The sequence below is a fragment of the Citrobacter sp. wls717 genome (genome assembly GCF_005280955.1).
Lineage (GTDB): Bacteria > Pseudomonadota > Gammaproteobacteria > Enterobacterales > Enterobacteriaceae > Citrobacter > Citrobacter werkmanii.
The window spans coordinates 1-11,633 of sequence record NZ_SZWW01000004.1 but is presented as its reverse complement, the minus strand read 5'-3'; the positions used below and the strand labels follow the sequence as shown (position 1 = coordinate 11,633).

General features: G+C 46.8%; 11 protein-coding genes and 1 pseudogene. 1 reads left to right on the top strand and 11 read right to left on the bottom strand.

Annotated elements, in window-relative coordinates:
• Window positions 1-91: 91 nt before the first annotated feature.
• The 9 genes and pseudogenes from FDX09_RS02335 to FDX09_RS02295 all read right to left on the bottom strand — a co-directional run bounded on the left by FDX09_RS02335 (window position 92) and on the right by FDX09_RS02295 (window position 8,251).
• Window positions 92-316, bottom strand: a complete 225-nt coding sequence (locus FDX09_RS02335) for a hypothetical protein (protein WP_137346734.1) — start codon at window positions 314-316, stop codon at window positions 92-94.
• A 76-nt stretch (window positions 317-392) separates the two neighbouring features.
• Window positions 393-485: pseudogene (locus tag FDX09_RS02330) on the bottom strand (helix-turn-helix domain-containing protein); the annotation flags it as partial.
• A 48-nt stretch (window positions 486-533) separates the two neighbouring features.
• The gene (locus tag FDX09_RS02325) at window positions 534-1,559 is read right to left on the bottom strand and encodes an AbrB family transcriptional regulator (protein ID WP_061381753.1); all 1,026 of its coding nucleotides are present in this window, start codon (window positions 1,557-1,559) and stop codon (window positions 534-536) included.
• A 65-nt stretch (window positions 1,560-1,624) separates the two neighbouring features.
• Window positions 1,625-2,857 (bottom strand): ATP-grasp domain-containing protein, encoded by a 1,233-nt coding sequence (locus tag FDX09_RS02320; RefSeq protein ID WP_137346733.1) that lies wholly within the window; start codon window positions 2,855-2,857, stop codon window positions 1,625-1,627.
• The gene (locus FDX09_RS02315) at window positions 2,857-3,495 is read right to left on the bottom strand and encodes a 2OG-Fe dioxygenase family protein (RefSeq protein WP_085048514.1); all 639 of its coding nucleotides are present in this window, start codon (window positions 3,493-3,495) and stop codon (window positions 2,857-2,859) included. The genes FDX09_RS02320 and FDX09_RS02315 overlap by 1 nt, the downstream gene beginning before the upstream one ends.
• Window positions 3,496-3,652: 157 nt before the next feature.
• Window positions 3,653-3,856, bottom strand: coding sequence for a 4-oxalocrotonate tautomerase family protein (locus FDX09_RS02310; RefSeq protein WP_038639801.1), 204 nt, complete (start codon window positions 3,854-3,856; stop codon window positions 3,653-3,655).
• Window positions 3,857-3,871: 15 nt separating this feature from the next.
• Entirely contained in the window at window positions 3,872-5,212 is a 1,341-nt protein-coding gene (locus FDX09_RS02305) for a hypothetical protein (RefSeq protein ID WP_137346732.1), read from the bottom strand.
• On the bottom strand, window positions 5,202-7,064 hold the full coding sequence (locus FDX09_RS02300) for an FAD/NAD(P)-binding protein (protein WP_137346731.1): 1,863 nt from the start codon (window positions 7,062-7,064) through the stop codon (window positions 5,202-5,204). The genes FDX09_RS02305 and FDX09_RS02300 overlap by 11 nt, the downstream gene beginning before the upstream one ends.
• Window positions 7,061-8,251, bottom strand: a complete 1,191-nt coding sequence (locus FDX09_RS02295; protein ID WP_137346730.1) for an MFS transporter — start codon at window positions 8,249-8,251, stop codon at window positions 7,061-7,063. Before FDX09_RS02295 ends, FDX09_RS02300 begins: the two co-directional genes overlap by 4 nt.
• A gap of 108 nt (window positions 8,252-8,359) precedes the next feature.
• Between FDX09_RS02295 and FDX09_RS02290 the strand changes: the two genes are divergently transcribed.
• Window positions 8,360-9,232 (top strand): LysR family transcriptional regulator, encoded by an 873-nt coding sequence (locus FDX09_RS02290; RefSeq protein WP_038639788.1) that lies wholly within the window; start codon window positions 8,360-8,362, stop codon window positions 9,230-9,232.
• Between the two features lie 105 nt (window positions 9,233-9,337).
• Here the strand turns inward: FDX09_RS02290 and cbl are convergent, their stop codons facing one another.
• On the bottom strand, window positions 9,338-10,288 hold the full coding sequence (gene cbl, locus FDX09_RS02285) for an HTH-type transcriptional regulator Cbl (RefSeq protein ID WP_038639784.1): 951 nt from the start codon (window positions 10,286-10,288) through the stop codon (window positions 9,338-9,340).
• 101 nt (window positions 10,289-10,389) lie between these two features.
• A complete protein-coding gene (gene nac, locus FDX09_RS02280; RefSeq protein WP_069323332.1) occupies window positions 10,390-11,307 on the bottom strand; it encodes a nitrogen assimilation transcriptional regulator NAC in 918 nt (305 codons plus the stop codon).
• Window positions 11,308-11,633 lie beyond the last annotated feature (326 nt).

The following is an 11,633-nucleotide window of genomic DNA, read 5'->3' as shown; positions in this document are numbered from 1 at the left end:
GCCTGCTTTCGAGCAGGCTTTTTGCTTTTTGCGTCTCTGGTGTTAACTCAGAATCGCATCCAGCCTGGCAAGCACCTCATTGACAACGGCGTCAGGTATGCGTTCCAGACGCTTGCCGTTCCGGGCCGCCATATCTATAGTTCTGTGCTAGTCGCAGCGAATAACGGGGCTGTTTCTGGGGTTCAATAATCAGGCAGCCATCATCAATGGTCATGCCCACTTCGCTGTCCGTCGACAGCCCCAGCGTTTTCAGCACGGCGGGAGGGACCGCCAGCATGATGGATCCGCCCACCTTTTTCAGACGAGTGGTATACATAGAGCACCTCCGGATATTATATTTTAATAAAACCTCTGCGGCACAGCTTCCATATCCAAGCTGCGCCGGAAGGACATCAGCGATAACGCGAAGGCCAGATTTTTTCAGACGCAACATCTAACGCTTCAGCAATCAATCCTTCACCTTTAGGCCAGCGGCGGATAAGCGCAATAATAACCGCAACGCCACAACAATGCCTTGCTCTTCAAGGAAGACATTAATCTACTTTCATCTGTCTTTTGCGAAAGAAAACCAATGCTGGAACGGTATGAATGAGAAGCATACGAATAATATGATTCGCCATAACAAAGCTCGCATCCGCTTTTAACGCCAGCGCGGCAAATGACATCGACTCCACACTGCCGGGAACCCAGGAGAGCATCAACACCGGGAAGGGATAATCCAGCAAGCGCGCCGAGATAAATGCCATGATTATCGTCACCCCCAGTCCAATCAGAACAAGCTGTACCGAAGACCAAAGATGACGACTAAATTCAGCCATCGAATAAGTCGTAAAATGATGCCCCAGCAAGATCCCCATCAACACCATGCTAATCTGATTAAAGAGATCGGGAAAAATTAGTGGTTGTGAAGATAAAGGGTGCAATGCCGCCGCGCAAACCAGCGAGGTTATCATAAAGGGTGCCGGGAAATGTAAGCGCTCCAGAAACTTCCCCGCAATATATCCTGCTAATACCATTCCGGTCAGCCAGAGCAGATTGTGCCCGGAGAAAAAAACGGCTGGAGTCGCAGCCAGAATATCTGCAGATGCCCCACGCGTGATATACCCGGCCAGAAACGTCAGGGTGATGAGACGCAGAGAATGCGAGATCACAATCTTTTGTGGCGGCGTCTTAATATGGGAGGCTAACGCCAGTACCGCCGCCATCGCTCCTGGCACCGCACCTAAAAGCGCCTCTTCTTTACTCCAGCCTAACCGCCGCACACACCAGAAGTAACTCAAGGTAAATTGTAAAGATAAGCAGAGTAATAACAAAGCAAACAAAAGGCTTATCTGCCGATGCTCGCCATATGAAAAATCTCTGAACATAATCCCTATCGAGATTCCGAGAGAAAGCTGGATAACCGTGATACTTCCCGGCATTGAGGATACGGAGAACCCAATACGTTTGAGCATAAGCACGGTAAAAAGAGCACCAAACATCATGCCCAGCGGAACGTTACAGAAAGTGAATCCCTGCCCGACGAGAAAACAGAGGATAATACCTGCCAATACTCTCATCCAGTACCTCTCCAGGCCGGTTGTTCAGATAACAATAGTTTTCGCCGGCACCGTCATGAATATATTCAGTGCACCGTATCTTTAACCCAATGCGTATTATCGATCACCCATTGCGTTAGCATCGCAAGATGTTCCTCAATTTCACGACTGGACTCACCTTCAACAATAGCACTGACAATCTCACCATTCGTCAGTTTCATCACATCGTAATGACGTCCGACAACACCTGTAGCCCGATAATTGATCACAAAAGGTAACGGACATTTATCCGCAATAGCCTGTAAGGTTCCTTGAGAAGGCGGCACATTCAGTTGTCCAACCCGGATAACAGGTATTCTTTGCGCTAAATCCCGCGGATACGTTTCGTTCAGACAGGCCTTCAGCCATGTCATACGCGGATCGAGGCCAAACGCCGCACCTAATTCTTCATTAACGAAACATCCGCCTAACCGGCAGGCAAGCTCGCCGAAAATAATATTACCGCCCTGATCCACAAATACCTCAAGATGAAGTAAGGTGTTTTTCTCAATAGGGAAGACTTCTTTCGCAAGGTATTTTGTATAGTCAATCAACTTCTGGTGTAGTGAATTATCATCTTCCATGACCAGCCCTAAGGTTTGCCCTGATAGAAAATCAAGACAAGATACCGTGGCCCGAGAGGCGGAAATAAATATGGGTTTCCCCTGCAGATACAACGCGTTGATCTGATAAGCCTCACCTTCAATAAACTTCTCGATTAACAGATTATGGTATTCAGAGGATTTCATCTGCGCCAGATATTTAAATAACTGACCTTCATTTTTTAAAACCACCACCCCCAGAGATCCACGTCCATCATTTGGTTTTATCACGCAGGGATATCCGTGTTGCGCAATAAATGAGGCCATTGCCGTCGCATTTCCCACGCGAGCCATTGCTGGAATCGGTAACTGATATTGCTGCACACGGGATTTCATCAGAAACTTATCGCGAAACAGGATCGCCGCATTCTCACGCCCCTGAGTTAAACCTAAACGATCGCTGATCCTTGCCGCCCTGAGCACATCAATTTCAGCCAGGAAGTAAATACCGCTGGCGTTGTTCGAACGTGCATAATGATAAATATCCAGTTCTACCAGGGGATTATCGTTAAAGTTTTCATAAAACAGAAAGGTAAAATCATTCCCCATATGATGCAAGATCGCCGCTTTTTGACTGGCGCAGGTGGCTATCACTAACGGCGTTGATTGCTGGAGTTCATGCCAGGCGTTTGGCGAGTGTTGTAAAAGAATTTTGGGTGGGCACAGTAAGATGTTCATTATTTTTCACTCTCGATATCAAACGTAATGACAAACACATCCCGAAATCCTTTCCCGGGCAACAGCGGTACGATAGGGGCGGTATAATGCAGATAATTAACATCATTGAAAATGATCGCCTCCCCCGCCAGAATTTTGAAGGTTGTTGCGTCATTTCCGCCGTCGTGATGAGGGATTAACGTAGTATCGCCACCGGCGATATTTTCCATTTCGCTGCAATAGACGGCAATGAACTTAAAGCCATCCTGATGTATACCTTCCGGAGCAGGATAGCCCGGCTGTCGATCATGTGTTGTAATTCTTATTTGATGAATACCAACGTTATAGTTATCCTTCGGTAGCAATGGCAGTAATTTGCTAAATACCAGATTCATAATTTCTTCGGCAACATCCTGTTTTATTTCTGGATACTTTCTGCTGATACCACCTGAATAGGTATTAAGTTTTTCAGACTGAAAGAAAACTCCGGCCTCGCACAAACTAAAATATTTTTCACACCCTGCTTTTGCCTGAAGATAACTTCGAAAACGAAATTTCCCATCTTCAGCTTTAAGCCAGGGATCAGGTAGCAACTCATCAAAGCTTTTTTTAACATTAATCGAGGTATTACCCAAACGTATATGATGATAAGCATGCATATATGACATCCTCAGAAAAGAGACAATAATGTATGTTGGTTATTTTTCTCAACTTATGACACCGGCAAGGGCCAATATCATTACCTGCATCCAGGCAAAATACGATGACTGCGGATATCAGGCGAGGAACGCACGTTCCCCGCCATCACATTCACTATTACTGACTTTTTTTACGCAACTCGGTCACCGGTACGCCGCCAATCCCCCAGTTATCGGTATCGACTTCGTCAATAACCACAATGGTTGTAGCAGGGTTTTTATTAAGCACATCCACCAGTAGCTGAGTCGCACCTTCCATCAGCTGTTTCTTTTGTTTATCGGTCACACCTTCTTTAGTGATCTTAATATTTACGTAGGGCATAACAACTCCTGTAAACTAAATGATTATGGATAATGCGCCGAGGTAGCTAAGCGCAAACAGGTTAAACAGCAGAACATAACCATAATGCATCTGGAAACTGGTTCTGCCGGGAGAAACATTAAGGCTGTTGGCAGCAAAAATTGCGTTTATCGATACCGGAGATAGCAGTTGCGTAGCAATAAAAAGGCAAATCCAAATCTGATAATCCACCACGCTGCCGGAAAGATAGTCGGAAAAAATCGACCACGACACGCTAAATATAATTAGGGGATGAATACCGAGGATACCAGGCAAGGGCAGAACAAATAAAATAATGGCATAGCACTGAAAAGTTGTAAGACCGCTAACAAACGCTGTAATGCCTTGCGGGATGTTTGCAAACAACATCATACATACCGATGTTAACAGGCTACATGCCAGGAGTAATACCACTTCGCCGGAGATCCCCTGAGCAGATTCAGACAGTTGTTGCGCCCACTGCTTTTTGCGATTCGCAAAATGGCTGACGATAAAAAGAACAACCGCCGTGAAAGTGATGCTCTGCAAAGGATTCAACCCCAGCACGCTCAACGATAGAATAAAGCTTCCCCAAAACAAGCCGATAAAAGCAATAATCGAGGTCATATTGCCGCGGTCAGAAACCGTATGACTATCTTCGGCAACCAGTTGGACACGCGATTTCTGGTTTAACAGGATACTGAATAAAAACAGGGGAATGCCGACCAGCATCGCCGGAACATGAGGGATATCCGGCATAGCTGCCCATACCGCCGCCGCACCAATAGTCGTCGGCATTAAAACCATCGTGATACATACCGTACGAGTGACAATCTTCGCCAGGTTAAACTTCGGTTGAACCACTTTTTTCAGGCTATCAAGCAGGAGTGGAATGGCCCCAAGGCTCATTGGCCAGGTTAAAAAAGCGGTCAGCAACGTTATAGACAATGTGACTCGAGACGGTTTTTTCTGCAGTAAATATGCCCCCAGCGCAGCGTTAAAATTTATCGCGTTCATCACCTGCCGGAGTAATGCAATCCCCACCAGCAAGAGCATGACGTCTGAATATCGTACAAAAACAGCGAGGAGGTTAAGTTCCCCACTCTTGTTTGCTGTCAGTAGAAAAATCATCGAAGCGATAAAAATGAGGATCCCACTTCTTGCCGATGATTTTTTCCACCAGAATGAAAAAGTTGACAGGATATACAATATTGACGCAACGAGTGCAAAAGCAGACATCACGGGATATTTACCGGCAAGCACACAGGATGCAAGGAAAACACCCAATGAGATCACAATCATTGAGGATTGCAGATTTTGCCAGAGATTACCGTGCGTCTGGATTTGCTCAGTCTGCATTAATGACAACCTCATGCTGAACATTGCGATGGTGCAATTGTTGATACATATCGGTTACACAGCGCCCGGCATCGACCAGGAACCTCGAATTGACAAGGGGTCGGGGCAATACGTAAGTGTAAAAATTAGCCCCTTCCGCTGGATTGCCTAACACCCAAATCGATTCTTGCGTTTCCCCAAGGCAGTTAATCGGATGCTGATTGATATCAATATCCAGCCCGCCTGGATGATAACCATCGTTCATAAAGGGACGCACAATGCCGTTGATAGTCATATTCCTCATCAACGTTGAAACGTCGTGCAACGGCGAAAAGTTAGCAATTTTGGCTTTTATCAACACATCAGCTTTCACTACGCTACTCTCATCTTTAAATTCAGAATGAACCTCGAACTTACCCTCATATTCATTCATCATTAACCGGGGATCCTTTCCTCCTGCCAGACGAACTATGTTGGCATGCATTAATGCCAACAGTTGTTCATTACGCAGTTTCGGCGGACCTACAGCAATACGATTAAAGACAGGATTGATCTGCTCAATGAAGTATTGATGCGATTTCGCGTCAAGTCCGCAATTATCGATAGCCCCTCGCAAAATATCTCTTACGTCACGAATAATGTCGGTCGCCGCTTTCACTGGGCCCTTGACGTTGCCTTTGTCAGACTCATGCAAGTCATCGCGTAAAAAATCAATAAACCATTGGCTATATTCTTCCAGGGAGGCATGTTCCTGATTGCGATGAGGATAAAGTATGCTATCGATAACCGCGGCATCATGCACATCAGCAACATATGTCGTGGGTTCCTGCCACTTCCCCTCCAGGGTAGATCGATAGACGTAGCACATTTCTTTATGCAGCAACGGGAAAATTTGTTCGATGAAATTTATTTTTGATGTGGCATTATGAATTAAATTCTGGACACGAAATTCATTAATTGCGGCTGAAGTTAAGAATCGTGGTCGGTATTGACCGGAAATACCTTTTTGATTCATGCCACGACTGCTGAAAGGGAGAGCCTGTCTGGAATAAATAAAAATATCAGGTTCATTGCCACTAGGGTGATAGCGAAGCATCCCATTGTCGGTCACAAACCGTCCACCACGTCCCAGCGTTAATTGAGAAATAACATCATAAGCTGTCAACCCAATACCCTGAACGATAACCTTAGCTCGGGAGTGAATGTTATTTAACCTATCAACCGGATAAGGCGTGGAATAATATTCCAGCAGTTCATTTTGCTTATTGCTGCTGGCAATAAATTTTTCGACATAATGATCTTCCAACGTTTTCATATTGTCGCCATGGCCGGTTGTCAGATAAACAAAGTCAGCAACAATCCTCTGATTATCTTCTAAAACAATGGCTGTTCGTTTATCTTGCTGAATAAAAAGATTAGTTGCCTGCTGATTTACTTGCGTTACCGTCAGACTGGCTGGCAGATTTTTTAGTATTCTCTCATACGCCCAATTCAAATATTCTCCCAATAAGCGACGAGGCAAGTAATCATTTGCATCAATAGCTAAACCTGTTTCGCTTTTTATATAGCGATCACCCACTTTGCGATAACCCTGATTGTTAGCCCATTGATGAAAACATGGGCCTGGGCGAAAAGGGCCGGCATTTTTTACGGTCGCATCACCAAACAATGTTATTTGACAGGCAACAGTATTAACTAATAAATGGTCGGGCTGAGACAAACTATGCGCTCCCACACCCATGGCATTTTTATCAATAATAATGATCTGCATATGTTCATTAATCGCATACTCTGTATGCAGGGCACAAATCCTTTCCAGAATACTTAAACCACGCGGTCCCATACCCAGTATAGCCACTGTCATTTTTTTCATTCTTTGCTCCAACTGTCTGAATATTTAACTTTACTGTATTGTAAATAGCTAATCCCTGCTGCGATAAATAACGAGGCTGCACCCAATAATATGGAATAGGTCATTCCATTTTTATTGCTCTGGAAGGCACTGACAATTAATGGACCGACGATCTGCCCGACCCCATAAGTCAGCGTAACGAGGCCAAGAAGGTTAATCTTTTTTGGTGCCCTTATTTTTCTTGCCAGCGGCATGACCAAAGAACTTGTCCCCATGAATGTGCCGCCAAAACCAATACAGCTAATGGTTAGTAGCAGTGGTGAGTTAATAAATATGGCCATGACTACGCAAATCGCCTGAACAATTAAGTTAACACTTAGGCAGGATAATATATTCCACTTGCGCGCGGCCCATAACCAGCCATAGCATCCAGGAATAACGGCAAGACCGACAATGGACCAGATATGGTCGGCTAAAAAGGTGTTGCCAACCCCCCTGGCCATTAACGGTAAATATGTAGCGACAATGATATAGCCGAATCCGGCCAGACCATACAGTAAGGCTAAATTCCACCACTGGATTTCAGGTTCCGCACTTACGACTGCTTTTACCGGCGGGATCATATGCTTATCTTTCGGCAATAAAATTACCAGGATGACGAAAAATATCGTTGAAAGTATGGAAGCACCAATCCACAACAAGTGTGAATCTAACGCGTAAGACACGCCAGCAATGACATATTCATTACCGATAAAAATGCCTATTCCTACGCCTGAAAACAGTGAGGCGATAACAAAAGGATTATGGGTATGCTGGAGCACCAGCATTGAACCAAATATCATCATTCCCGCGCTTGCCACACCCGCAAGGAATCTGATTAACAGAATAATTTCAGGCTGAGTCACTTGTGCCATCAAAAAAATCAGCAGGGCTGTGAGTAACGCTGAAACCAGTAACAGCATTCTTAACTTATTGACTGCGTTGAAAATACCAAAGGAGAAAAGGAGACTGCCGACGAGGTAACCTGCATAGTTTGCGCTGGCAATTAAGGATAATTGCGAAAAGGTAAAAAGCCCTTCATGAAGCATAACGGGAAGCATAGGGGTATATAAAAAACGCCCAATTCCCATTCCTAAGGTCAAGACGATCATACCAAATACAGCAGTACTCAGCTGACGATGGCCAACAGCACTGTGATCGATATCCATTTTTTGGCCTCAAAAGACGAATTAAGTTTGATTGTTATCTTACATAAGGAAATGATAATAAAAAGTTAATAAAAATGACGAAAACATTCACTTTAGGTAATGCCTTCTATGAACAGTACCTCGCTTAACTTGTTTAAAACGGTTGCGGAAACGGGTTCCATATCTGCTGCTGCGCGTAGTCTGCACTGCGTTTCATCGAATGTCACAACCCGTCTCAAACAGCTGGAAGCCAGCCTTGACGTATCTCTGTTTGTCCGTGAGAAAAATCGGCTCTACATCACCCCTGAAGGCGAGCTTCTTCTTCGCTATGCCAACAAAATTCTGGCCCTGTTACACGAAGCGGAATTGTCCATGCATGGAACAAAAGTGGCGGGACCGTTACGCATCGGCGCAATGGAAACGACCGCAGCGGTACGTCTGCCCTCGATACTGGCGAATTTCCACCGCGAAATGCCTTCCGTTGAGCTAAACCTGAAAACCTCCCCCACGGAGGTACTGGTGCAGCACATCCTGAACAATGAACTGGAAATCGCTTTCGTTGCCGATCATCAGGCGCTGCACACGGAAAATTCGCCTCTGCAATTGCACATTTTATGTCAGGAAACGCTGGTACTGGTGACGGCGGCAGAGCACCGGAATGTCATTACCGGCGCGGACCTCAAAGTGACAAGACCGCTGGTCTTTGTTAAGGGGTGTAACTATCGCTCCCGTCTGGGACAATGGCTGCGGCTGCAGGGAGTCGATTATGCCGATCCCCTGGAGTTCGGCTCTTTTCAGGCGATCCTTGGCTGCGTGAGTGCCGGAATGGGGATTGCCCTGTTGCCAGAGAGCGTAGTCAGACAGTATGAACATAATTTCCCTATCCGTAGCCATACGATTACCCCACAGATAGGTAACGTGAACACTATGATGATATGGCTTAAAAACCGAGAAGTCAGCCGGGTGCTTAATCGCTTTGTCTCATTTATTACCGAGGCTTAATTTTTCGCTACCGACAACGGCGCAATGCAGGCCGCAGAGTCAGTGGAAGACTGGCGCACTCAAAAGAGCGCCAGTGGCAACGTAATTGATATTGAAAAGCCCGCTTTATATCTGATAATCAATCACGGTTTCATCGGGCTCCATTGCCTGGCGTTTGATTTCATCCACGGATAACCCTGCGTTGCATAGCTCGATAAATCGCCAGACATAGTTGCGCTGTAGTTGTCCTCGTTTCAACCCCAGCCAGACGGTGTTGGCATCAAATAAATGCCGGGTATCCAGACGGGTCAAACTGCCCTCCTCCTGCTCGCCACTGGATTGCTCTGCCACCAGCCCAATACCCAGTCCCAACGCCACATAAGTTTTAATCACATCCGAATCCTGGGCGCTAAGTATAATATCCGGCACTAACCCTTTTCGGGCAAACGCTTCATCAATACGCGAACGTCCCGTAATTCCCTGTCGATAAGTAATTAACGGCCAATGGGCGATGGATTCCAGCGTTAAAGGCGATGTCTTGACGAGTGGATGGTCGTGCGGAACGAGCAGACTGTGGTGCCAACGAAACCAGGGAAAAGCCACCAGCAGTGGATCGCTACTCAGACGTTCACTGGCAATACCAATATCTGCTCCGCCATTTTGCAACAACGCTTCGATCTCCTGTGGCGTGCCCTGAATCAGTTCCAGACGCACTTCCGGGAAAAGCTCACGAAAAGCTTTAATCACTGCGGGCAGGCTATAGCGCGCCTGGGTATGCGTGGTGGCTATCGTCAGAACACCTGACGTGTCATTGGTAAACAGATCCGCCAGACGGCGGACGTTGCTGGCCTCATTCAGAATACGTTCGGCAATGCCCAGTAAGGCTTTACCCGGTTCGGTCATGCCCAGCAGGCGTTTCCCGCGACGAATAAATATTTCGATGCCAAGTTCATCTTCAAGTTCACGAATATGTCGGCTGACACCCGACTGCGAGGTATACAATATATTCGCGACTTCCGTCAGGTTGTAATCCTGACGGGCCGCCTCGCGGATTATTTTAAGTTGCTGGAAATTCACTTTTCGCTCCGGGCACATCAGACATTACGCTATTGTTAAAGTCTGATGGCCGGCATAACAAATAATAAAAACCTGCATCTTATTCCTCTTGGGAATAAGCTTTAGCTCACCAGCTGCAGCTCACGGTTTTCCAGCATCGGTCGGCTAACCAGCGACAACAGGATCTCCTTAACTGCCTGCGCTTGTGGCGACAAGCTCCCCATGGCCGACACATTCAACGAGAGCGGCAGATTCATTGATGGGGTGGTAATCCGCGCCATCCAGCCATTTGCTGCATTGCACAATGCGCGGGCTGCCGATTCGGGTAACACGGTGACGCCCATACCGCTGGCAATGGCAGCCGTTAAGGTCGAGATAGACTCGATTTCACCAATGACTTTGGCCGTTAAGCGACGTAGCGAAAAAGCCTCATCCACCCGCAAACGCACCGCACTGTAATCCCGCGGCAAAAACAGATTCATCTGCGCCACTGCGGCTAAATCGACGCTTTGGCCTGGACAATCACGCGTCCCCACCAGGAAAAGATCCTCCTTCAGCAACGGCTGACAACTTATGCCCGCCACGGGCGAGCGCTCATAGAGCACTGCCATGTCTAATTGTCCGCTGAGAAGCTTGTCATTTAGCACTGCCCCACTGTTTTCATGCAAATAGACCAGTACATCGGGCAGTTCGGCACGTACTGTTTGTAACAGTGGCATAGTGATGGATGATGCCGCCGTACCCGGTGCCAGGCCAATAGAAACCTGACCACTCAGAGTCTGACCAACATTATTGACCGCAAGTTGCGCCTGTTCACACTGACGTAAAATTGTTCGGGCGTGGGTATACAGCACTTTCCCCGCTTCCGTGGGCGTGACGCCGCGCTTGGTACGAATCAGCAATTGCTGATCCAGTTCGCCTTCCAGCGTGGCGACCTGCTGGCTCAGCGCGGGTTGCGCGATGTGCAACACTTCCGCTGCCTGGGTCAGGCTACCAATATCGACGATTTTTACGAAATATTTCAGTCGTCTGAAGTTCATTTTGCCTCCTGTCGGAATACCAGAACCCGTGCTGGCAGTCATGTGATTCAGGATTGCAAGATACTTGCCAGTTTCGTCTGCAGCGGCGTTTTACGCTGACGCCGCGTCAGGTAAGGAGCAAAGTGAAGAACGACATTTTTTGTACGCTTATACAGATAACTGTGGCTGCCCTGGAAAAGGTAGATACGCACCAGAATGGGGCAAAAGCATAAAAAGACGGAAAGTTCGCCGCTTTGCTGATTTTGTCAGCAAACGAACGCACAATTGCATTTCGTCCTTTGACAACCCTCATCACCCTCGCTAATATGCGCCTCGTTCACACGATT

Excerpts from the sequence above, each read along its gene's own strand:
- FDX09_RS02335 (WP_137346734.1), bottom strand. The coding sequence starts at position 316 with ATGTATACCACTCGTCTGAAAAAGGTGGGCGGATCCATCATGCTGGCG.
- FDX09_RS02325 (WP_061381753.1), bottom strand. The coding sequence starts at position 1,559 with ATGAGAGTATTGGCAGGTATTATCCTCTGTTTTCTCGTCGGGCAGGGA.
- FDX09_RS02320 (WP_137346733.1), bottom strand. The coding sequence starts at position 2,857 with ATGAACATCTTACTGTGCCCACCCAAAATTCTTTTACAACACTCGCCA.
- FDX09_RS02315 (WP_085048514.1), bottom strand. The coding sequence starts at position 3,495 with ATGCATGCTTATCATCATATACGTTTGGGTAATACCTCGATTAATGTT.
- FDX09_RS02310 (WP_038639801.1), bottom strand. The coding sequence starts at position 3,856 with ATGCCCTACGTAAATATTAAGATCACTAAAGAAGGTGTGACCGATAAA.
- FDX09_RS02305 (WP_137346732.1), bottom strand. The coding sequence starts at position 5,212 with ATGCAGACTGAGCAAATCCAGACGCACGGTAATCTCTGGCAAAATCTG.
- FDX09_RS02300 (WP_137346731.1), bottom strand. The coding sequence starts at position 7,064 with ATGAAAAAAATGACAGTGGCTATACTGGGTATGGGACCGCGTGGTTTA.
- FDX09_RS02295 (WP_137346730.1), bottom strand. The coding sequence starts at position 8,251 with ATGGATATCGATCACAGTGCTGTTGGCCATCGTCAGCTGAGTACTGCT.
- FDX09_RS02290 (WP_038639788.1), top strand. The coding sequence starts at position 8,360 with ATGAACAGTACCTCGCTTAACTTGTTTAAAACGGTTGCGGAAACGGGT.
- nac (WP_069323332.1), bottom strand. The coding sequence starts at position 11,307 with ATGAACTTCAGACGACTGAAATATTTCGTAAAAATCGTCGATATTGGT.